This is a genomic window from Azospirillum sp. (assembly GCF_050789165.1).
Genome location: NZ_JBOZRT010000060.1, coordinates 65,993 through 89,139 on the forward strand (window position 1 = coordinate 65,993; position 23,147 = coordinate 89,139).

12 protein-coding genes are annotated in these 23,147 nt (G+C 70.8%); 10 read left to right on the plus strand and 2 right to left on the minus strand.

Annotated elements, in window-relative coordinates; genetic code table 11:
• The first annotated feature begins 22 nt into the window (after positions 1-22).
• Positions 23-511: a hydroxyisourate hydrolase gene (uraH, locus tag ACRWK7_RS14440; protein WP_431856950.1), complete on the plus strand. Its 489-nt coding sequence runs from the start codon at positions 23-25 to the stop codon at positions 509-511.
• 353 nt (positions 512-864) lie between these two features.
• Complete coding sequence (locus tag ACRWK7_RS14445) at positions 865-3,234, plus strand: ATP-binding protein (RefSeq protein WP_431856951.1); 2,370 nt, start codon at positions 865-867, stop codon at positions 3,232-3,234.
• Here ACRWK7_RS14445 and ACRWK7_RS14450 read toward each other — a convergent pair.
• Positions 3,207-3,932 carry a response regulator gene (locus tag ACRWK7_RS14450; RefSeq protein WP_431856952.1) on the minus strand — a complete coding sequence of 242 codons (726 nt, stop codon included), beginning with the start codon at positions 3,930-3,932 and terminating at the stop codon, positions 3,207-3,209. The two genes, ACRWK7_RS14445 and ACRWK7_RS14450, sit on opposite strands and share 28 nt — an antisense overlap.
• A 133-nt stretch (positions 3,933-4,065) precedes the next feature.
• Between ACRWK7_RS14450 and ACRWK7_RS14455 the strand changes: the two genes are divergently transcribed.
• From ACRWK7_RS14455 to ACRWK7_RS14475, 5 genes are all read left to right on the plus strand, one after another.
• Positions 4,066-5,235: a NapC/NirT family cytochrome c gene (locus ACRWK7_RS14455; protein WP_431856953.1), complete on the plus strand. Its 1,170-nt coding sequence runs from the start codon at positions 4,066-4,068 to the stop codon at positions 5,233-5,235.
• Positions 5,236-5,248: 13 nt separating this feature from the next.
• Positions 5,249-5,854 carry a TorD/DmsD family molecular chaperone gene (locus ACRWK7_RS14460; protein ID WP_431856954.1) on the plus strand — a complete coding sequence of 202 codons (606 nt, stop codon included), beginning with the start codon at positions 5,249-5,251 and terminating at the stop codon, positions 5,852-5,854.
• Positions 5,855-6,064: 210 nt separating this feature from the next.
• Entirely contained in the window at positions 6,065-8,536 is a 2,472-nt protein-coding gene (gene torA, locus ACRWK7_RS14465) for a trimethylamine-N-oxide reductase TorA (protein WP_431856955.1), read from the plus strand.
• 64 nt (positions 8,537-8,600) lie between these two features.
• Positions 8,601-9,602, plus strand: coding sequence for a GTP 3',8-cyclase MoaA (gene moaA, locus ACRWK7_RS14470; RefSeq protein WP_431856956.1), 1,002 nt, complete (start codon positions 8,601-8,603; stop codon positions 9,600-9,602).
• Positions 9,603-10,178: 576 nt separating this feature from the next.
• Positions 10,179-11,939, plus strand: coding sequence for a methyl-accepting chemotaxis protein (locus tag ACRWK7_RS14475; protein ID WP_431856957.1), 1,761 nt, complete (start codon positions 10,179-10,181; stop codon positions 11,937-11,939).
• 64 nt (positions 11,940-12,003) lie between these two features.
• On the opposite strand, the gene ACRWK7_RS14480 is transcribed toward ACRWK7_RS14475, so the two are convergent.
• Positions 12,004-12,372, minus strand: a complete 369-nt coding sequence (locus ACRWK7_RS14480) for a putative zinc-binding protein (RefSeq protein WP_431856959.1) — start codon at positions 12,370-12,372, stop codon at positions 12,004-12,006.
• 620 nt (positions 12,373-12,992) lie between these two features.
• Between ACRWK7_RS14480 and ACRWK7_RS14485 the strand changes: the two genes are divergently transcribed.
• Genes ACRWK7_RS14485 through ACRWK7_RS14495 form a run of 3 tightly spaced genes read left to right on the plus strand, consistent with a single transcriptional unit; the run spans position 12,993 to position 23,048 of the window.
• Positions 12,993-18,323, plus strand: coding sequence for a filamentous hemagglutinin N-terminal domain-containing protein (locus tag ACRWK7_RS14485; protein ID WP_431856960.1), 5,331 nt, complete (start codon positions 12,993-12,995; stop codon positions 18,321-18,323).
• Between the two features lie 8 nt (positions 18,324-18,331).
• Positions 18,332-20,092: a ShlB/FhaC/HecB family hemolysin secretion/activation protein gene (locus tag ACRWK7_RS14490; RefSeq protein ID WP_431856961.1), complete on the plus strand. Its 1,761-nt coding sequence runs from the start codon at positions 18,332-18,334 to the stop codon at positions 20,090-20,092.
• Positions 20,093-20,105: 13 nt separating this feature from the next.
• Complete coding sequence (locus ACRWK7_RS14495) at positions 20,106-23,048, plus strand: FkbM family methyltransferase (RefSeq protein WP_431856962.1); 2,943 nt, start codon at positions 20,106-20,108, stop codon at positions 23,046-23,048.
• Positions 23,049-23,147 lie beyond the last annotated feature (99 nt).

Genomic DNA, 23,147 nt, shown 5'->3' on the forward strand with positions numbered 1-23,147 from the left:
CCCCCTCCCAAGGAGAACGAGCATGTCGATGTCGAGACGAGAGGTCATGGCCGCCGGTGCCCTGGTGGCCGCCGCCGCCGTTCCCGCCGCCGCGCAGGCGCAGGGCGCCCCGGCCAGCCCGCCCCCGGCCAGCCCGACGGTGAGCGCCAACACCAAGCCGAAGCTGAGCACGCACGTGCTCGACACCTACCACGGCCGTCCGGGCGCCGGCGTGAAGATCGACTTCGCGCGCGTCGAGAAGGATGGGTCGAAGACCCTCATCAAGACCGTCACCACCAACGCCGACGGCCGTACCGACCAGCTGCTGTTCACCGCCGAGGAGATGGCGGTGGGCACCTACGAGCTGACCTTCCACGTTGCCGACTACTACCGCGCCCAGGGCCTGACGCTGCCCGAGCCGGCGTTCCTCGGCGCCGTGCCGGTGCGCTTCGGCATCTTCGACGCCAAGCAGGGCTACCACGTGCCGCTGCTGTGCACGCCGTGGACCTACACCACCTATCGCGGAAGCTGATGCCGTTCGTGCCCGCGCGCCGTCGGCTCGGCGAGTGGGTGCCAGGACGCTCAGGTGCGTCTCGGGCACACACAGCCGGCCGGCTCGCGCGGGAGTTCGTCCTGCCAGGGCGGCGGTGGCAACCAGAACCGTTGTAGTTCGAAGCAGGCGGAACCCGGGCCGGCATGAAAGGGGCTCTGCCCGCTGGCCCCTCGCGGTCGGCATAGCGGCACTCTGTCGACACCCGGCATTGTCAACACTATCCGCCAATAGCTGCCCAATCAGGTCATCGTCACTTGCCTCGTTCGATCTCTGCCAGTCGCCGCCATTGAAATGTGTATGATGGCCGGTCCGTGATGCGGGGGAGGTGCGGTGTGGCCAAACAGGCGGAAGACCTTCTGGCACCTTTGCGCCCGCTGGTGGAGGGCCGGGAGGACTGGCTCATCGAGCGGGTTCTCGGCTATGCCAAGGAGCACGGCTACGCCATGTACAGCTCGACCCTGGTCGAGGCGTGGCGGGCGTCCATCCGCGGCCTGTCGCAGGCGCTCGTGCACGCGCTCGAGGTGCACGCGCGGCCGCCGGTGCTGAACGCCGGGCTGGACTTCCACCGGGACTCGGTCGCCCGCTTCGGCGTCGAGGAGGCCCGTGCGCACCGCGCCCGCGGCATCCCGATCACGCTGTTCCTCGGCCTGCTCAAGTATTACCGGCAAAGCTACCAGGACCTCGTCGAGGAGGCCGGCCTCCCCCTGGCGACCGAGCGCGTCTGCCGACGCTTCATCGACCGCGTTTTCGACCGCGTCGAACTCGGGCTGTGCAGCGAATGGGATGGTCTCGCCGAGACGGAGAAGATCCGCGAGATCCAGGAGCACAACGTCGCCATCACGCGCGAGAAGCTGAAGTACCTGACGATCTTCGAAAGCCTGCGGGACCCGGTGATCTTCCTGGACCCGAGCGGCCGCATCGAGAACATGAACAACGCCGCCTGCAGCGTCTTCGACGTCGGCTCCGAGCCGGGCGTCCTGTACTACGGCCACGGGCTGATCGGCCCGGTGGCGGAACGCATGGGCGAGCTGCTGCGCGAAGCCGGCAACGACAGCGACGTCGAATGCACGCTGGACACCCGGCGCGGCCCCCGCCGGTTCGACGCCAAGCTGCGCCCCATGCTGGACATTTCGGAGCGCTTCCTGGGCACCGTCGTGATCCTCACCGACGTCACCGACTACCAGCGCGCCCGCGAGCAGGCCGAGCGCGCCAACCGCGCCAAGTCCGCCTTCCTGGCGACCATGAGCCACGAGATCCGCACGCCGCTCAACGGCATCCTCGGCATGGCGCAGCTTCTCCAGGCGACCGAGCCGTCGGCCCGGCAACGCTCCTGCATCGACGCCATCTCGACCTCCGGCGAGGCGCTGCTGGCGATCCTCAACGACGTGCTGGACTACTCGAAGATCGAGGCCGGCCGGCTGGAGCTGGAGGCCATCGACTTCCGCCTGGACGAGCTGCTGGAGACCATGCGCTCGCTGACGCAGCACCAGGCGGCGCGCAAGGGCATCGTGCTTCGCGTCGAGCGGGCGCCGCGCGTGCCGCAGCGTCTGCGCGGCGATCCGGCGAAGCTCAGCCAGGTGCTGCTCAACCTGATCGGCAACGCCATCAAGTTCACCGAACGCGGCGAGGTCGGGCTGCGCGTCTCGACCCAGGCTGGCGCGCCGCCCGGCCGGGTGCGGCTGCGTTTCGCGGTGACCGACACCGGCATCGGCATCCCACCCGACGCGCGCGCCCGGCTGTTCGAGGCGTTCGCGCAGAGCGATACCTCGATCTCCCGGCGTTACGGCGGCACCGGCCTGGGGCTCGCCATCTGCAAGCGCATCGTCGACGCCATCGGCGGCCGCATCGGGGTGGACAGCGCGCCGGGGGAGGGCAGCACCTTCTGGGTCGTCGTCGATCTCGACCGGGCCGCCCGTGCCGTGCCGACGCCGGTGCAGGATGTCGCCGACGAAACACGGATGCCGCCGCTGTCCGTGCTGGCCGCCGAGGACAACGAGGTGAACGCCGTCGTCCTGACCGGCCTGCTCGAACTGGACGGGCACCGGGTGACGCTGGCCGCCGACGGGCTGACGGCGGTGGACCTCGCCGCCGCGCACGACTTCGACCTGGTGCTGATGGATCTGCGCATGCCCGGCCTGGACGGGCTGGAGGCGGCGCGGCGCATCCGTGCCCTGGACGATCCCCGGCGCGCCGCAGTGCCCATCGTGGCGATCACCGCCAACAGCCAGCGCGCCAAGCTCGACGCCTGCTTCGCGGCGGGGATGGACGGCTTCCTCGGCAAGCCGTTCCGCCGGGAGGATCTGAGGAAGGCGTTGCGCGACGTGCTGGCCGAGCGGCAGCCGGGCAGCGCCGCGGCGCTCGACCCGGCGGTGCTGGCGGAGCACGCGGCGCTGCTCGGCTGCGAGCGGCTGGCCCGCATCGTCGATGCCTTCCGGACATCCAGCGCGGCGCTGCTCGCCGACCTGCGCGCGGCGGCGGCGGCGGGCGCGTGGGCGACGGCGGCGGAACGGGCGCACGCGTTGAAGAGCGCGTCGGGCAACGTCGGGCTGACGGCGTTCGCCGCGCTGGCGAAGCGGGCGGAGCGGGCGACGGACGCGGCGTCGGCGGCGGCGCTGGACGCCGCCTATCCGGGTGCGCTGGCGGCGCTCGATGCCGAGTACCGCAGGGTGTGCGCTCAGGCGACCGCTTCGACGAACACGTAACCGACGCCGTGCTCGGTCAGGATCATGCGCGGCGCGTTGGGGTCCGTCTCGACCTTGCGGCGCAGGCGGCCGACCAGCACGTCCACCGTGCGGTCGTTGGGCGCCCAGTCGCGCCGGCTGACGTGGTCGAGCAGGTTGTCGCGGGTCAGCACCCGACCCGGGTTGCGCACGAAGGCCAGCAGCAGCTCGAACTCGGCGCGGGTGAGGCGCACATCCTCGCCGGCCGGTGAGCTCAGGCGGCGCTTGCCGACGTCCAGCGACCAGCCGGCGAAATGCTTGACCGCCGCGCCGTCGGCCGGGGCCGCGTGCGCGGCGGAGGTGCGGCGCAGCAGGCCCTTGGCGCGGGCCAGCAGCTCACGGGCGCTGAACGGCTTGGTGACGTAGTCGTCCGCCCCGGTCTCCAGGCCGACGACGCGGTCGATCTCGTCGCTCTTGCCGGTCACCAGGATCACGCCGATGTCGGAGGTGCGGCGCACCTCGCGCAGCAGGGTCAGCCCGTCCTCCCCCGCCAGCCGGATGTCGAGCAGCACGAGGTCCACGTCGCCGTGCGCCAGCGCGGCGCGCATGCGTTCGCCGTTTTCCACGGCGCTGACGCGAAAGCCCTCGGCCTCGAAATAGGCGGTCAGGGTGATGCGGGTGGTCAGCTCGTCATCGACGACCAGGATGTGCTTGTGGGCGCTGTGCTGCTGGGTCGCCATGCGGCCGCTCTCTCCGCGGGGACGTCGTTTGCACGTCGTTTACAACATTCTACACGCCGTTCAAGCGCTGCCGAAACCCCGTTCACACGCCCCTGCTAAACGTGACGCTGTAGGAGAGCGTATGGAGGGCGTCATGCTCGGACGTGTGGTGAGGTGGTTCTCGAAGCCGGCGGCCTGGGGCGCGACCGCGCTGGCGGCGTCGGTCGCGGCGCTGGCCGCCTATGGCGGGTTCTCCGCGGTGGTGGACTACACCAACCGCATGGAGTTCTGCATCTCCTGCCACGAGATGAAGAACACCGTGTACGCGGAGTACCAGCACACGCCGCATTTCAGCAACCCGTCGGGCGTGCGGGCGGTGTGCGCCGACTGCCACGTGCCCAAGGCGCTGGGCCCCAAGCTGTGGCGCAAGATCCAGGCGTCGGGCGAGGTGTGGGGCAAGATCACCGGCGTCATCGACACGCCGGAGAAGTTCGAGGCGAAGCGCCTGGAACTGGCGAAGCGGGTGTGGGCGAGCATGGCGGCGAACGACTCGCGCGAATGCCGCAACTGCCATTCCTTCGAGACCATGACCATCGACAAGCAGCGCGAGAACGCCCAGAAGCTGCACCCGCAGGCCATCAAGGAAGGCGATACCTGCATCAGCTGCCACAAGGGCATCGCCCACAAGCTCCCTGACATGAAGGGCGGCTACAAGAAGGTGTTCGAGGAGCTGCTGGTCTCCGGCCCCCGGGACGCGGCGAAGGCAGAGCGGCTGTTCACGCTGCGCTCCAAGCCGCTGTTCCTCGATCCGGCGGCGGTCAAGCCGGGCGGCAAGGGTGACGGCGTGCTGCTGCCGGCGACCGAGGTCGCGGTGGTCGGGCGCAGCGGCGATCTGCTGAAGGTGCGCCTGGACGGCTGGCAGCAGGACGGCGTGGCGCAGATGATCTACGCCCGCAGCGGCAAACGGATCTTTTCGGCGGCGCTTGGCAAGCCGGGCGAGAAGGCGGTCGAGACCAAGTCCACCATGGTCGATCCCGACACCGAGCAGCGATGGAACGAGGTCGCGCTGACCGCCTGGATCTCAAATGACGACGTGACGTCCGACGCGACGAAGCTGTGGGCCTATGCCGGCGAGCTGTACAACGCGTCCTGCGGCACCTGCCACACGCTGCGCGCACCCAGCCACTACCTGGCCAACCAGTGGATCGGCAGCCTGGACGCCATGAAGCGCTTCATCTCCCTGGACAAGGAGGAGTACCGCTTCCTGCAGAAGTACCTGCAGCTGAACGCCCGCGACACCGGCGGCGCCACCGCTGCCCATTGAAGGAGGCCGGACCATGGCCGAAACCGTCAACGACACCCTGAAGCCGGTGCGGGGGGAGGTCTACCGGTGGCTGGCGGGCGTGTTCGCCCGCGAGCCGACCGCCGGAACCCTCGCCACCTACCGCAGCCCGGAAGGCCGCGCCATCCTTCAGGACTTGAGCCGGATGGAGCCTCTGCGGGAAGGGGCGGCCGGCTTCCTGACGCTGGTGAACGACGAGACGGACCTGGAGGCGCTGGCTTTCGAGTTGGCCGGCGTCTACGCCCGGCTGTTCCTGGGGGCCGGCGGGCCGGCGGCGGTGTCGCCCTACGAATCGGTGCACACCAGCCCGCAGCACCGCCTGTTCCAGCAGGCCACCACCGACATGGAGCGCCTGCTGGCCGAGCACGGCCTGTCGGTCGCCGGCGCGCCGGAACCGGCCGACCACATCGCCGTGGAGCTGGAGTTCCTGGCCGCGCTGGCGTCGTCGGGCGCGGCGGCGCTGGAACGCCGGCTGCTCGACGAGCACCTGCTGCGCTGGGCGCCGGCCTTCTGCGCGGCCTGCATCGAGCGCGATCCCGGCGGCTACTACGCCGCCGCGGCGCGGGTGCTGCGCGGCATGCTGGAGATGGAGGCGGCGTAGCCGCCGGACCGAGGTGCGGGGCCGGGCGCTGAGCGGCGCCCGGCCTTTTTCATGCCCGCCCCGGCCCCGTTCACACCCGGTTTACAAGATTTTTCACCGCGGTTACCCGCCCCCGAAACGCCGTTCACAACGCCCCCCTACAACGGGCAGCAGGGAAACAGGGTGCGGGGCCGTGTGGCACCGCCGCCCATCGCGCAAGGGGTGAACGCCATGACGAAGCTCTTCGAGAAGGACTTCCAGCCCTTCGTGTCGCGCCGGTCCTTCCTGGAAGGGGCGCTGATCGCCGGTGCCGGACTGCTGGCCGGGCCGTCGCTGCTGGCCAGGGGGGCGATGGCGGCGCAGCCGTCGGCGCTGGCCATGTCCGGCTGCCACTGGGGCGCCTTCCGGGCGCGCGTCGAGAACGGCCGGTTCGTCGAGGCGATCCCCTACGAGAAGGACCTCTTCCCCAGCCCGCAGCTGCCCGGCGTGCTGGACGCCGTCTATTCGCCGACCCGCATCAAGTACCCGATGGTGCGCGCCGGCTATCTCAAGGACGGCCCGAAGAGCGACACGGCCAAGCGCGGCGCCGACGAGTTCGTGCGCGTCAGCTGGGAGCAGGCGCTCGACCTCGTCGTCAAGGAGCTGCAGCGCGTCTCCAAGGAGCACGGGCCGACCGGCATCTACGCAGGCTCCTACGGCTGGAAGAGCGTGGGCAAGCTGCACAACTGCCAGAACCTGATGCGGCGCATGCTGAACCTGAACGGCAGCTACTGCTCGTCGGCCGGCGACTATTCGACCGGCGCCTCGCAGGTGGTCATGCCGCACGTCGTCGGCCGCCTGGAGGTCTATGAACAGCAAACCGCATGGCCGGTGGTGGTCGAGCACTCCAAGTTGGTCGTCATCTGGGGCGCCGACCCGGTGACCACCAACCAGATCGGCTGGATCGTCCCCGACCACGGCGGTTACGCCGGCCTGAAGGCGCTGAAGGAGAAGGGCACCAAGGTCGTCTGCATCGACCCCGTTCGCACCGCCACCGCCGAGTACCTGAACGCCGAGTGGATCGCGCCGAAGCCGCAGACCGACGTGGCGATCATGCTGGGCATCGCCCACACGCTGGTCGCCGAGAAGCTGCACGACCAGGCGTTCCTGGACGACTACACGGTCGGCTTCGACAAGTTCCTGCCCTACCTGATGGGCGAGACCGACAAGACGCCGAAGACCGCCGAGTGGGCGGCCGGCATCAGCGGCCTCGACGCCGAGCTGATCAAGCGCCTGGCGCGTGATTTCGCCAAGAACCGCACCATGCTGATGAGCGGCTGGTCCATGCAGCGCATGCACCACGGCGAGCAGGCGCACTGGATGCTGATCACGCTGGCCAGCATGCTGGGGCAGATCGGTCTGCCGGGCGGCGGCTTCGGCCTGTCCTACCACTACGCCAACGGCGGCGCGCCGAGCGCCGACAGCCCGGTGCTGCCGGGAATCACCGACGGCTCCAAGGCCGGCGGCGCGGCGTGGCTGGCGACCGGCGGTGCGGTGGTGATCCCGGTGGCACGGGTGGCCGACATGCTGCTGAACCCCGGCAAGACCATCGACTTCAACGGCGCCAAGGTCACCTACCCGGACGTCAAGCTGTGCTACTGGGTCGGCGGCAACCCGTTCGCCCACCACCAGGACCGCAACCGTCTGGTCAAGGCGTGGCGGAAGCTGGAGACGGTGATCGTCCACGACTTCCAGTGGACCGCCACCTGCCGGCACGCCGACATCGTGCTGCCGGCGACCACGACCTTCGAGCGCGACGACGTCGAGCAGGTCGGCGACTACGCCATGAAGGCGATCATCGGCCTGCACAAGGTCATCGACCCGGTGTTCGAGGCGCGCGACGACTACGAGATTTTCCGCGAGATCGCCAAGCGCCTGGGCAAGGAGAAGGAATTCACCGAGGGCAGGAGCCAGCTCGACTGGATCCGCTCCTTCTACGACGCGGCGTTGCAGCAGGCCAAGGCGAAGAACCAGAAGATGCCGCCGTTCGAGGACTTCTGGAAGGGCGATTCGGTGGTCGAGTTCGACGTTCCCAAGGAAGCCGCGGAGTACGTGCGCTACAAGAGCTTCCGCGACGAACCGCTGCTGGAGCCGCTGGGCACGCCGTCCGGCAAGATCGAGATCTACTCGAAGAACATCGAGAAGATGGGCTACGACGACTGCGGTCCGCACCCGCGGTGGATGGAGCCGGTCGAGTGGATGGGCGGCCCGACCAAGGCCACCTACCCGCTGCACGTCACCACCAGCCACCCGAACCTGCGGCTGCACTCGCAGCTCGCCGGCACGGTGCTGCGCGACAAGTACGCGGTGGCCGGCCGCGAGCCCTGCCTCGTCAACCCCAAGGACGCCGAGGCGCGCGGCATCAAGACCGGCGACGTGGTGCGGGTCTTCAACGACCGCGGCCAGATCCTGGCCGGCGCGGTGGTGACCGACACGATCCGCCCGGGCGTCGTCCGGGTGAGCGAGGGCGGCTGGTACGACCCGGCGGAACCGGGCACGCCGGGCACGCTGTGCAAGTACGGCGACGTCAACGCGCTGACCGTGGACGTGCCGACGTCGAAGCTCGCCCAGGGCAACTGCGGCCACACCGCGGTCGCCCAGCTCGAAAAGTACGCCGAAGCGGCCCCGGCGGTCACCGCCTTCGGCCCGCCGAAGAGCGCGTAGCGCCACCTCCTGCCCTCCCCCGCCTGCGGGCGGGGGAGGGGCCTTCCCAAAGAGAGCGACCGCCATGACGCCTCTACAGGACTCCTTCGGCCGCACGGTCAGCTACCTGCGCGTCTCGGTGACCGACCGCTGCGGCTTTCGCTGCGTCTACTGCATGGCGGAGGACGCCGGCTTCCTTCCCAAGGCCGAGGTGCTGTCGCTGGAGGAGATCGACCGGCTGGCCTCCGTCTTCGTCGGGCTCGGCACCCGCAGGCTGCGCCTGACCGGCGGCGAGCCGCTGGTGCGGCCCGGCATCATGGAACTGGTCCGCTCGCTCGGCCGGCATGTGAGATCCGGCGCGCTCGACGAGCTGACGCTGACCACCAACGGCTCGATGCTGTTCAAGCACGCCGCGGGGCTGGTGGATGCCGGGGTGAAGCGCATCAACGTGTCGCTCGACACCCTCGACCCGCACAAGTTCCAGGTCATCACCCGCTGGGGCAAGCTGGCCAAGGTGGTGGAAGGCATCCAGGCCGCCAAGGACGCCGGGCTGCACATCAAGATCAACACGGTGGCGCTGAAGGGCGTCAACGACGACGAGTTCCACACGATGATCGAGTGGTGCGGCGAGCGCGGCTTCGACCTGACCTTCATCGAGGTGATGCCGTTGGGCGACCTGGGCGACGTCTCCCGCCTCGACCAGCACATCCCGCTGACGCGGGTGCGCGCCGAGCTGGAGACACGCTGGACGCTGGAGGACACCGACCACCGCACCGGCGGCCCGGCGCGCTACGTGCGGGTGAAGGAGACCGGCAGACGGGTCGGCTTCATCACGCCGCTGACGCACAATTTCTGCGAAAGCTGCAACCGGGTGCGGCTGACCTGCACCGGCACGCTGTGCCTGTGCCTGGGCCAGGAGGACGCCGCCGACCTGCGCACGCCGCTGCGCCTGAGCGACGACGACGGCCTGCTGATCGACGCCGTGCGCGCCGCCGTCCGGCGCAAGCCGAAGGGCCACGACTTCATCATCGACCGCAACCGCCACGGCACCGCGGTGTCCCGCCAAATGAGCGCGACCGGAGGCTGAGCTGCGCGCCCTGATCGTCCTTATGCTACAACCACGGTTTCGGCGCCAGGAACACGCTGAGCGGCGATACCTGCTGGACGCGGCTGACCGTCCCGTTCTGACCGGCCGTTGAGGCTGTATGGATCGCACGGGCCATCGTGCGGCCTGCCGGGGTGTCGGCACGGCCCGCATCGCCAAGCAGGCCGCCCGTCCGTCGGAAAGAAGCCCGAGCGGATGCCGTTCTCGCCATCGCACGCCCCCGTGCCGGTTCTGGTCGCAAGCCGCCGCGGACCGGCGCGTCGGCGAACGGCTGAAGACGGCTGCCACCTCGCCCGCGCGGTCGATGGTTACCTCTGGGGCCTCATCCGCGGTGTTCTCTCCGGATCGACCATGCCGGCCGTCGCCGAGCGGTCGGCTGCTCCTGGCAATTGTTGCACCACGCTGGACGTGAACACTTCTTCGACGTGCTCCCCATTCCGCAATGGCAAGTGGTCGGTCAGACATTTCCTTTCCTGCTTAAGAATTATTTATCTTCATTGAGGTAAGGATCGTTTCCGGATGATGCTCCCGTTTCCGGGGCGGTCTGCGGAGTGGCCCATGGTCAAGAATCTCAGCATCAAGGGTAAGATCGGTCTGATCCTGGCGATCAGCGTCGTCGGTCTCGGCGTCATCGTCGGCATCGCGCTCGTCAACATGCGTGCGCAGATGTTCGCCGACCGCGAAGCCAAGGTGAAGAACTTGGTCGAGGTGGCCTACAGCCTCACCGCCCACCATGAAGCGGAGGCGAAGGCCGGCCGCGCGACGCAGGAACAGGCGCAGAAGGCGGCACTCGCCGCGCTCTCCCAGCTTCGTTACAACGATACCGACTATTTCTTCGCGCTGGACTCCGCGGGTCTCACCATCGCGCACGCCAATCCGGCGCAGGTCGGCAAGGACCTGACCGGTGCACGGGATCCCAACGGCGTCTACTTCGTGCGCGCCATGCTCGACGCCGCCCGCGCCAGCCCCGCGGGTGACTTCGTCCGCTACGCCTTTGCCAAGCCGGGCGGTGATCCCAACCGGCCGCAGCCCAAGCTGGCTTACGTGCGCGCCTTCGCGCCCTGGGGATGGACGCTGTCCACCGGCATCTACATCGACGACGTGGACACCGCCTTCGCCACCGAGGCGTGGCGCCAGGGCATCGTCAGCGCGGCGGTCATGCTGCTGGGCGTGCTGGCGACGCTGCTGATCGGGCGGGCGGTGGTGAAGCCGATCCCCGGCATGCAGGCGGTGATCTCCGCCGCCAGCACCGGCGACCTGACGCGCACCGCCGCAGCCGACGGGCGCGACGAGATCGCCACCATGGCCCGCGACTTCAACGGCCTGATCGGCACCTTGCGGGACAGCATCGCGCGGGTGGGCGAGGCCAGCGCCTCGGTCTCCTCCGCGTCGGTGGAACTGAACGCTTCCGCCGGCGATATGAGCCGCAACGCCGAGCGCATGAACGAGAAGGCGGACAGCATCACCTATGCCGTGACCCAGGTGGTGCGCGCCGTCGGCGACCTGTCGGCGGTGGCCGAGCAACTCGCCGCCAACGCCGAGACGGTGGCCGCAGCCGCCGAGGAGATGGGGGCCTCGATCAGCGAGGTGGCCCGCCACGCCGCCGACAGCTCGCAGGTGGCGCACCGGGCCTCCACTGCCGCCGAGCAGGCCGGCGGCGTGCTGCACGCCGCCGATGGTGCCATCAAACAGGCCGTCGCCAACATCCGCGGGCTGGCGCAGGCGAGCACCGAAATTGGCCAGGTCATCAAGGTCATCTCCGACATCGCGCAGCAGACCAACCTGCTGGCCTTGAACGCCACCATCGAGGCGGCGCGGGCCGGCGAGATGGGCAAGGGCTTCGCGGTGGTCGCCAACGAGGTGAAGAATCTCGCCACCCAGTCAGCCAGGGCCACCGAGGAGATCGAGCAGAAGATCACCGCCACCCAGGAGCAGACCGAGAGGAGCGTCGCCTCCATCGACGAGGTGGCGCGCATGATGGAGCGGGTGAGCGGGGCGATCTCCTCGATCAACGGCGTCATCGGCGAGATCGACGCGATCGCCGGTTCCATCGCCCACGAGGTGCAGCAGCAGAGCGCCACCACCGCCGAGATCGGCCGCAATGTCTCGCAGGTGGCCTTGGCGGCCAAGGAGGTCGCCAAGGACACGGTGGAGACGTCGAGCCAGGCACGCGTGGTGAAGGACGCCGTGGAGTTCCTCGCCCGCATCGCCGGCGAGACGGCAAGCGGTGCCACGCAGACCTCGGCCGCCGCGAACGAACTGGGGCGGCTGGCGACGGACCTGGATCGGATGGTGTCCCGCTTCAAGCTGCGGGCGTGAGCGGCGGTCCAGGGCATCGACTCGACCGGTCGCCGCATGCCGGACGGCGCCCGGGAGCCGCGGATCAGCGGGACGGCGGCATCATCGCTTGCACCATGGCGAGCACGCGCTCGATCTCGTCGGGGTCGGGATCGACTCCGGCCTGCTTCTTCAGATCGTGCCGGGTCAGCACATGATGCACCGTCGCCTCGACGCCGTGCCGGCCCAGGCAAGCCTTCACGCAGGCCAGCACGCAGCCGTCCAGTGCCACCACCGGCCGGCCGGAGGTCGCGAGCCTGACGAGCGGCTTGACCCCGCCGCCGACGCCGGCGATGCAGGACATCTCGGCCAACCCGAGCCGGTCGAGCCGCAGCGCCACGGCGTTGGCGACCTGCGCCACGTTGGAGCAGCCGGAACAGGAGTAAACGAGCGGCAGTTCAGCGCGGTCTGTCATCGACACCTCCGAGCAGCGCGCATACTGCCCGGTCGGGCGGACGAGCGTTTGATCCCGGTCAAGCGTCTCCGTTCACCGAACTGCGCGGACACCACAAGGCGGCCAGCCTGCGGCGAGATCTCGCCCGCCTTATGAACGGATGAGCGCCGCGCGGGCCGGTCGGCGTGACGGCCAGCGTCCGCCTGTTCGACAGCGTCGAGATCTGGCTTTACGCCGCCGAGAGCGTGCTGGAGCACCCGATGCGCGGGCTCTGGCGCTGGCGTCAGGGGGCGCTGGGACCTGTTGTGCGGCGGCCAGGGGCTCGACCCGGCCAACCCTTGCCGCCGCCCGAGCCGCACGGCGAGTCAAAATCGAATGTCAGAATCCAAGGAGAATTCTCATATTCTCGCCATAATCAAGTACAAATGACAGAATTACACTATACTGACGCATTGTATCAGAATTTATCACGGACAATAACAGTATACGTCATAGGTTTATAGTTGCGCTTACCTTCGTATTTATTCATGGTTCCTCCGCGCCATCCGGTCATACCACCTCGGGTCTGAGGCTCTCGCGCCGTCGGGCTGCGCACGGCCGTGCGTGGCGCTGGGAAATCTGTGTCTACCTGGAGACGATCCGTGCCGCACAAGAACCGCCTGCGCGTGCTGCTGCTGTCCACCGTCACCCTGATTCCCGGCGCGGGCGCCTACGCCCAGCCGGCGCTGCCGACCGGCGGCGCCTTCGTCGCCGGATCGGGCAGCATTGCACAGACGGGTTCGACCCTGACCGTGAATCAGACGACGGCGCGCGGCGTCGTCACTTGGCAGGACTTCTCCATCGGCAAGGGCGGAACGGTCCAGGTCAACAACGGCTCGGGCGCCACGCTGAACCGGGTGACCGGCGGCAGCCTCAGCCAGATCATGGGCACGCTGAAGGCGACGGGCACGCTCTACCTCGTCAACCCGCAGGGCGTGGTGGTCGGCGAATCCGGTGTGGTGGTGACCGGCGGCAGCTTCGTCGCCTCGACGCGCGACGTGCTCAACGAGCACTTCATGGCCGGCGGCAGCCTGCTGTTCAAGGGCGAGAGCCAGGGCACGGTCAAGAACCTGGGCAAGATCTCCTCCACCGGCGGCGACGTCGTGCTGATCGCGCGCGAGGTGGTGAACGCCGGCGAGATCAAGGCGCCGAACGGCACGGCCGCGCTGGCGTCGGGCACCGAGGTGCTGCTCAGCGAGGGCAGCAACAGTGGCGAGCGGGTGTTCGTCCGGGTCGGCAACGCCGGCGGCAAGGCCGAGACGTCCGGCGTGATCGAGGCGGCGCAGGCCGAGCTGAAGGCGGCGGGCGGCAACGTCTACGCGCTGGCCGGCAACACCGGCGGCGTGGTCCGCGCCACCGGTTCGGCGACGCGCGCCGGCCGGGTCTGGCTGACCGCGGCGCCGCAGGACGGGACCGGTGGCCACGTCGTCACCGAAGGGACGGTGGCGGCGACGGACGCCGACAGCAATGGCGGACGCATCGACGTCTCCGCGACGCGGGGCTCGGCGCTGCACACCGGCACGCTGTCGGCCGACGGAACGACGGGCGGTACGGTGACGGTGACGGCCGACCGGGTGCTCAACCAGGGCCGCGTCTCGGCCGACGGCGAGCGCGGGCGGGGCGGCACGGTGGCGGTGACCGCGAAGCGAGGCTACACCGACACGACGCGCGCCAGGACCTCGGCCAAGGGCAAGGGGGATGCCGGCGGCCGCGTGGTGATCCAGACCGAGGGAACGCTGTACGCCTCGGGCACGGTCGACGCGACGGGAGCCACGGCCGGCGGCGCGGCGGACCTGTTCGCCGGCGAGGTGCGGTTGGTCGGGGCGGCGGTGGACGCCTCGGGCGGGACCGGCGGCGGGACGATCCGGGTGGGCGGCGACTACCAGGGCCGCGGCGAGGCGCCGCGGGCGCGCAGCACGCTGGTCACCCCGGCGGCGACGCTGAAGGCCGACGCCACAGGGAGCGGCGCTGGCGGCCGGGTGATCGTGTGGTCGGACGAGCGGACGGAGTTCGCCGGCACGATCTGGGCGCGCGGCGGGGCGCTGGGCGGCGATGGCGGCTTCGTGGAGGTGTCGTCGAAGGACGCGCTGCACTTCGCCGGCGTGGCGGACGCCGGGGCGTCGCGGGGAGCGGGGGGCACGCTGCTGCTCGACCCGAAGAACATCACGATCAGCGACCAGGCGGCGTACCCGCAGTACCAGCTCCTCGACCCGGATCCGGCGTCGGGCAACAACTTCGGCAGCGAGGTGTTCGCCCTGCCGGGCGGCAACGTGGTGGTGAAGAGCCCGGACATCTATGGCGGGACGGGCATCGACGACGGCGGCGCCGTGTACCTGTTCAACGGCACCACCGGGGCGCTGATCTCGGCGCTGGTGGGCACCCAGTCGGCCGACACCGTCGGTTCGAACAGCGTGACGGTCCTGTCCAACGGCAATTACGTGGTCAGCAGCGGCTGGAGCAACTTCGGCGCGGTGACCTGGGGCAGCGGCAGCACTGGCGTGGCCGGGGCGATTTCCGCCGCCAACAGCCTCGTCGGCACCTCCGAGAACGATCAGGTGGGCTCCGGCGGCGTGACGGCGCTGAACAACGGCAACTACGTCGTCAGCAGCCAATACTGGAAGAACGGCACGAAGGGCTCCGCGGGTGCGGTAACCTGGGGCAACGGCAGCACGGGCATCGCCGGTGTGGTGTCCGGCACCAACAGCCTCGTCGGTACCACCGCCAACGACAGGGTGGGCGCCGACGGGATCTGGGCGCTGACCAACGGCAACTACGTCGTCGCCAGCAGCTCCTGGAACAGGGGCACGGCGCTCCAGGCCGGGGCGGCGACCTGGGGCAACGGCAGCACCGGGATCACCGGCGCGGTCTCCGCGTCCAACAGCCTCGTCGGGTACTCGACGAACGATCAGATCGGCATCGGGGGCGTGACGGCCCTGAGCAACGGCAACTACGCCGTCAACAGCTACGCCTGGAACTATTCCTCCACGGCGACCCAGGCGGGCGCGGTGACCTGGGGCAACGGCACCAGCGGGAGCGTCGGCCTCGTCTATTCCGGCAACAGCCTCGTCGGCACCTCCACCAACGATCAGGTCGGCTTGAAGGGGGTGACGCCCCTGAAGAACGGCAACTACGTCGTCAGCAGCCCCAACTGGAACAACGGCGCGGCGAGCAAGGTGGGCGCGGTGACGTGGCGCAGCGGCAGCGCCATGACCATGGGCATCGTCAGTTCGGCCATCAGCCTCGTCGGCACCGCCACCAACGATCAGGTGGGTTCCGACGGCGTCACCGCGCTGGGCAACAACGGCAACTACGTCGTCGTCAGCAGCCTCTGGAGCAACAGCGGCGTGGCCAAGTCGGGCGCGGTGACGTGGGGCAACGGCACCACCAGCCTCACGGGCGCGGTGTCCGCCGCCAACAGCCTCGTCGGGAGTTCCTCGCTGGATCAGGTGGGCGGCGGCGGCGTGACGGTGCTGACCAACGGCAACTACGTCGTCAACAGCCACAACTGGAGGAACGGCACCGTGACCTCGGCGGGCGCGGCCACGTGGGGCAACGGCACCACCGGCGTCGCGGGCCTGGTCTCCTCCACCAACAGCCTTGTCGGGACGTCCGTCCAGGACTTCACGGGCATCACTCCGATGGGCGAGAACGCGGTGAAGGCCCTGAGCAACGGCAACTACGTCGTCGTCAGCAGCCTCTGGGACAACGGAACCTCGGTCAACGCGGGTGCGGTGACGTGGGGCAACGGCTCCGTCGGCGTCACGGGCGCGATCTCCTCCGCCAACAGCCTCGTCGGCACCGCCGCCAACGACAAGCTGGGCAGCTCTGGCGTGACGGTCCTGAACAACGGCAACTACGTCATCCAAAGCCCCTTCTGGAACAACGGCACGGCGATGTTGGCGGGTGCGGCGACATGGGCCGACGGCAGCGCCATGCTGACCGGGGCGATTTCTTCCTCGAACAGTCTTGTCGGCACCTCCGCCGAGGACCGGGTGGGGGAGAACGTGACGGCTCTGAGCAACGGCAACTACGTCACCAGTTCCGGCTCCTGGAGCAACGGCACGGCGAACAGGGCGGGCGCGGTGACGTGGGGCAATGGCACCACCGGCGTCTCGGGCGCGGTCTCCTCCGCCAACAGCCTCGTCGGAACCGCCGCCCACGACGTGGTGGGGACCAGCGTAACGGTCACGGCCAGCGGCAACTACGTCGTCGCCAGCAATTACTGGGCGAACGGCACCGTATCCCAAGCGGGTGCGGTGACGTGGGGCAACGGCACCACCGGCGTCACGGGCGCGGTCTCCTCCGCCAACAGCCTCGTCGGAACCCAGAGCAGCCAGTGGCTGTCGGTCAGGGCCGTGCAGGGGGATCGCTTCTACGCCGGCTCAGAACCCTCGCCGCTCTCGACCGGATCCCTGGCCGTCGGCCTGACCAACCCGTCGGACCTGACCTTCGCCATGGCGTCCGGCCAGTCGATGGGCATCGCGCCGTCGTTCCTGACGCGGGTGCTGAACACCGGCACGGCGGTGACGCTGCAGGCCAGCAACGACATCACCGTGGACAGCGCCGTCACCGTCGATAACCCCGCCGGCAACGGCGGCGCGCTGACGCTGCAGGCGGGGCGTTCGATCCTGCTCAACGCCGGCATCACCACCGACGGCGGCAACCTCACCCTGATCGCCAACGAGACGCTGGCCAACGGGGTGGTCGATGCCCAGCGCGACCCCGGCAACGCGGTGATCACCATGGCCGCCGGGACCACGCTGAACCTCGGCGCCGGCGTCCTCACCGCCAGGATCACCCCCGGCACCGGCAAGACCAACACGGGCTCCGGCGCCATCACCCTGGACACCGTCACCGCCGGCTACGTCCAGGTGCACAACCAGGGCCTCAGCGCCGGCAGCGGCGTCGTCGTCAACGGCACCATCACCGCCACGGGCTTCGGCGACGCGCTGGTGCTCGCCGCCGACAACGGCGTCTTCGCCAACACCGCGGGCAGCGGCGCGCTCAGCGCCGCCTCCGGCCGCTTCCTGGTCTATTCCGCCGACAGCGCCACCACCACGCTCGGCGGCCTGACCGCCGACGCGATCCACGGCAAGACCTACGCCACCCTCTACCCAACCCTGGTGACCGGGAGCGGCAGCCGGATCATCTATGCCGACGCCGAGCCGACGACGCCCACGACACCGACCACCCCCACGACGCCGACCACGCCGACCACGCCGACCACCCCCACGACGCCGGTCGAACCGCCGGTCACGCCTCCGGTGACCCCGCCGGTCGAACCGCCGGTGACGCCCCCGGTGACTCCGCCGGTCGAGCCGCCGGTGACACCCCCGGTCACGCCTCCGGTGACGCCTCCGGTGACCCCGCCGGTCGAGCCGCCAGTGACTCCGCCCGTGACCCCGCCGGTCACGCCTCCGGTGTCGCCTTCGGTCACCGTCCCGGTGCTGCCGCCGCCGGTGATCGGCGGCACGGCGACGCTCACCGGCTCGTCCGGCTCCGCCGCGCTGTCCGCCGGCAGCGCCCCGGTTCTGCCCGCCGCCGCCGCACCGGCCCGCCCGGCTGCCGGTTCCGCGCTGTCCGGCGGCGCCATCGTCACCGTGCAGCCCTCCGGCGCGCCCGGCGCGACCCAGGGTGGCGGCCAGTCCGCCGCACCCGGCGCGCGCATGGAGACGTCGGTGAACGCCGGTGGCTTCTCCATCGTCTACAGCCAGCCTGCGACCTATACGGTCGGCGCTCCCTCGGGCACCGCGCCGGTGGACGGCGGCGCGGGCACCGCTGCCGGTGCGCCGCTGGCCGCAGCCTCCAGCTTCAACACCTTCCGCAGCGACGACGGCGCCAGCGTGAACCTCGTCGGTGGCGGCTCCTCCGCCGCCAGCCCGGACACCGCCGCCGACGGCTCCTCTCCGCGCCGCCAGGGCGCCGGATCGTGAGCCCGACCATGAGCCTGACCATGAACCTGACTTCCCGCCTGCGGCGCGCCGTCGCGCCCGCCGCCCTGCTCACCGCGCTGGCCATGCCGGCCGTCGCCCAGGACTTCGAGCGCATCGCGCCGAAGGAGCCGCCGGCCAACCCGCCGGCCGGGAGCCTGCCGGCGCCGCCGGTCCCCGCCCCGACTCCCGGTGGCGGGACGGTGCTGCTGCCCGCCCTCAAGGGGGTGGTCTTCCTGCCCGACGCCGGTCAGTTGCGTCGGGACGGGGTGGCGTCCGCGGGCATCGACAGCGGCCGCGTCGACGTGCTCGACCGCGACGACTTCCGCGCGCTGCTCGCGCCGTTCCTCGGCCAGCCGGTCACCCTCGACCGGCTGAACGAGATCAGCCGGCTGGCCGTGGTCTATTTCCGCGAGCACGACCACCCGCTGGTAGACATCGTCATTCCCGAGCAGGACGTCTCCGCCGGCACCGTGCAGATCCTGGCGCTGGAGTTCCGCGCCGGCACCGTGCGCACCGAAGGCAACCGCTGGTTCTCCGACGGCCTGCTGCTGTCGCAGGTGCGCACCCGGCCGGGCGACCGAATCCTCGCCAGCGACCTGCTGGCCGACGTCAACTGGCTCAACCGCAACCCGTTCCGGCGCGTCGATCTGGTCTACGAGCGCTCCGAGCAGGCCGGGCGCAGCGACATCGGGCTGCGCGTCGCCGACCGGCTGCCGCTGCGTGCGTTCGGCGGCTACGAGAACACCGGCACCGCGTCGACCGAGCGCGGGCGCAGCTTCGTCGGCGTGAACTGGGGCAACGCCTTCTGGCTCGACCACCAGCTCTCCTACCAGTTCACCGCGAGCCCCGGGGCATGGCGCGACGGCCTGAAGGGCCTGGAGCGGGCGCGCTCGGCCAGCCATTCCGGCAGCTACTTCGCGCCGCTGCCCTGGCGGCACACGCTGACCGTGTTCGGCAGCTATTCCGAGACGCGGCCGGACCTGGAGGATTCCTTCACCCAGCTCGGCCGCTCCTCGCAGGCCTCGGTGCGCTACGGCGTGCCGCTGCCGGCGCTGTGGGGGCTGGAGCACGAGGTGCAGGGCGGCTTCGACTGGAAGCGGACCAACAGCGACCTCGCCTTCGGCGGCACCTCGGTGGCGCGCTCCGCGGCCGACGTGGCGCAGTGGATGCTCGGCTACAGCGCGGTGCGGCCCGACGCGTGGGGCAGCACGGCGGCGGGGCTCTCCCTGTTCGTCAGCCCCGGCGGCTTCGACGACAAGAACAGCTCGACCGCGTTCCAGCTGCAGCGCAGCGGGGCGGAGGCGCGCTACCACTACGGGCGGCTGACGCTGGAGCGCCTGACGCGGCTGCCGGAGGGGCTGTCGTGGTCGGTGCGGGTGCAGGGGCAGATGGCCGACCGGCCGCTGCTGGCGACTGAACAGCTGGGCTTCGGCGGCGGCACCAGCGTGCGCGGCTACGACGAGCGCGTGGTCAACGGCGACCAGGGCGTGCTGATCTCCAACGAGCTGCGTTCGCCGGAGTTCGGCGTGCTGGGCCAGGAGGATGCGGCGCAGGTGCTGGCGTTCTGGGACTACGGCGCTGCGTGGAACCGCAACGCCGGCAACGGCGTCCCGCGTTCGGCGCGGCTGTCCGGCGCCGGCGTCGGGCTGCGCTATGCGCTGGCACCGTACCTGTCGCTGCGCTTCGACTACGGCTGGGCGCTGACCAAGGCGCCGGGCGAGGACAAGCGCGGCACCCGGCCGCACATCGGCCTCACCGCCGCCTTCTGAGCACGGTCCTGCCATGACGCCGCCGAACCAGCCCCGCCCCCCGGCCGACCCCGTCGTGGCCGCCGGCCTCGCCGCCGCCCTGCGGGCACACCAAGCCGGTGCGCGGGCGCAGGCGGCGGAGGAATGCCGCCGCGTGCTCGGCACCGCGCCCGAGGAGGCGGAGGCGTGGCACCTGCTGGCCCTGGCCTACCTTCTGGACGGGGCGGCGGGGCCGGGGCTGGCGTGCCTGCGCCGCGCCCTGGCGCTGGCGCCGGGCCGGGGCGACGTCCTGATGAACTTCGGGCGTGCCCTTGCGGAGGGCGGACGCTGGGGCGAGGCGGAGGCGGTGCTCGAACGCGCGCTGCAGTGCGTGCCCGGCCATCCGGAAGCCTTGTTGACACTGGGCAACGCCCGGCAGATGGCGGGCCGTCCCGACGCCGCCGTCGCCGCGTACGAGGCCGCCCTGCGGACCGAGCCCGACCGAACCGACATCCGGCACAACCTCGGCCTCGCCCTGCGCGCGGCGGGCCGCGTGCGCGAGGCGGAGGCCATCCTGGCGGCGCTCGCCGCCCGGGCGGACGCCGCGCCCGACCTGGCGGTCGAACTCGCCCGGACCCGCGCCCTCCAGGGCCGCCTGGGTGAGGCGGAGGCGTTGCTGCGTCAGGTGCTGGCCCGCCATCCGCAATATCTGCCGGCCGCCTTCGCCCTGGGCATCACGCTGTCGGACCTCGGGCGTTGGGTGGAGGCCGAGGATGTCTTCCACACCATAACCCGGCTCGATCCCAACCATGCCGAGGCCCATCAGGCCCGCGGCGCGCTGCTGAAGATCCTGGCCCGCCCGACCGAGGCCGTGCTGTGCCAGGAACGCGCCCTGGGGCTGCGTCGCGATTTTCCGCAGGCGACCCTCAGCCTCGGCGCGGTGCTGGTCGACTGCGGGCGGCTGGCCGAGGCGGTGGAGGCCGACCGCTGGTGCCTCGCCATGGCTCCCGACCTGATGGAGGCGCGCAGCAACCTGCTGCTGGCGCTCTGCCAGTCGCCGGGGATTCCGCGCGCCGACCTCGACGCGGAGCACCGCGCCTGGGGCGCGCGCCACGGCGCCGGCGCCGCTGCCGCCGCCCACACCAACCGCGCCGATCCGGACAAGCGCCTGCGCGTCGGCTACGTGTCGGCCGACTTCCGCACCCATTCCGTCGCCTATTTCCTCGAGCCGGTGCTCGCCGCCCACGACCGCGGACGCATCGAGGTGGTGTGCTACGACAACTCGCCGCACCGCGACGCCACCACCGGCCGCCTGCAGGCGTCGGCCGACCTGTGGCGACCGATCCGCGGCCTGGACGGCGCGGCGGCGGCGCAGCTCGTGCGCGAGGACGGCATCGACATCCTGATCGACCTGTCCGGTCACACCGCCGGCAACCGGCTGGACCTGTTCGCCCTCAAGCCGGCTCCGGTGCAGCTCACCTGGCTCGGCTATCCGGAGAGCACGGGGCTGACGGAGATCGCCGGCAAGATCACCGACGCCGTGGCCTGCCCGGCGGGCGAGCGTTTCGCCAGCGAGGAGCCGGTGCGCCTGCCGGGCGGGTTCCACTGCTACCGCCCGCCCGACGACGCTCCCGATCTGGTCCCGCCGCCGATGCTGGAGGCCGGCCACGTGACGTTCGGCGCCTTCCACGACGTGCCGAAGCTGTCTCCCGAGACCATCGCCGCGTGGGGGGAGATCCTGCGCCGGATTCCGCGGTCGCGCCTGCTGCTCAAGGCGCAGCAGTTCGCCGACGCCGCCGTGCGGGACCGGGTCCGCGCCATGCTGGCGGTCGCCGGGGTGGCGGCGGATCGGGTGGACCTGCGCGGCCGGGTCGGCACCACCCGCGCCCACCTCGGGCTCTACAACCGCGTCGACATCGCGCTGGACGCCTTCCCCTACAACGGCACGACGACCACCTGCGAGGCGCTGTGGATGGGCGTGCCGGTGGTTGCGGTGCGCGGCGACCGCCCGGCGTCGCGCATGTCGGCGAGCCTGCTGGAGCAGCTCGGCCTGCCCGAGCTGGTCGCTGGCGACGTGGAGGGCTACGTGCGGCTGGCCTGCGCGCTGGCCGGGCGGATGGACCTGCCGGACCTGCGCGCCGGGATGCGGGCGCGGTTCGCCAACTCGACGCTGGGCAACCCCGCCGCGTTCGTGCGCGGCCTGGAGGACGCCCTGCGCCGGGTCTGGCGGGGCTGGTGCGCCGGGCGGCCGGAAGAGGGGGCGGAACCGCCGCCTCTCCCCCGGCCCGCCGCCACGGCCACGCCGCCGGTTCCACCGCAGCGGGCGTCACCGTTCTACACGCCGCCGCCGTCCTGCCAGATTCCCGACCTGGACGGGATCTACCGCCGCGTGTTCGGCGAGCGCGGAGACGGCACCTTCGTGGAGGTCGGGGCCTTCGACGGCGAGACGTACAGCAACACCGTGTTCCTGGCCGACATCGGCTGGCGCGGGCTGTACATCGAGCCGGTGCCGGCCTTCGCGGCGGCCTGCGCCCGGCGGCACCGCCACAACCCCGATGTCCGGGTGGTCGCCTGCGCCGCCGGCGCCGAGGCCGGCGAGGCCGTGCTGTCGGTCGGCGACGCGCTGTCGACGCTGTCCGGTGAGCAGATGGCGTTGTACCGGATGCGCGGCTGGGACACGGGGGTGTTCAGCGGCAAGCGGCTGACCGTGCCCGTGCGACCGCTGGACGCGGTGCTGCGCGAGCACCGGCTCGCCCCGGGGTTCGAGCTGCTGGTGGTCGATGTGGAAGGCGGCGAGGACGCCGTGTTCGACGGCTTCGACCTGGAGGTCTGGCGCCCGCGGATGCTCATCGTCGAACTGCACGACCGCAACCCGGCGTACCAGGGGGTGCCGGGCGTGGCCGACCGGCACGCCGCCGTGCGCCGCCACATCGGCGAGCGCGGGTACGAGGCGTGCTACGCCGACGCCGTCAACACCGTCTTCCTGCGCCGGCCCTGACGCAACCGCCGCTGGAGGCGAAGGGCGGGCGCGGGGGCGGCGGCGCGATACATTCAAGCACGCCGTTACGTTGAAAAGGCAATAAGTGTGGATATTATT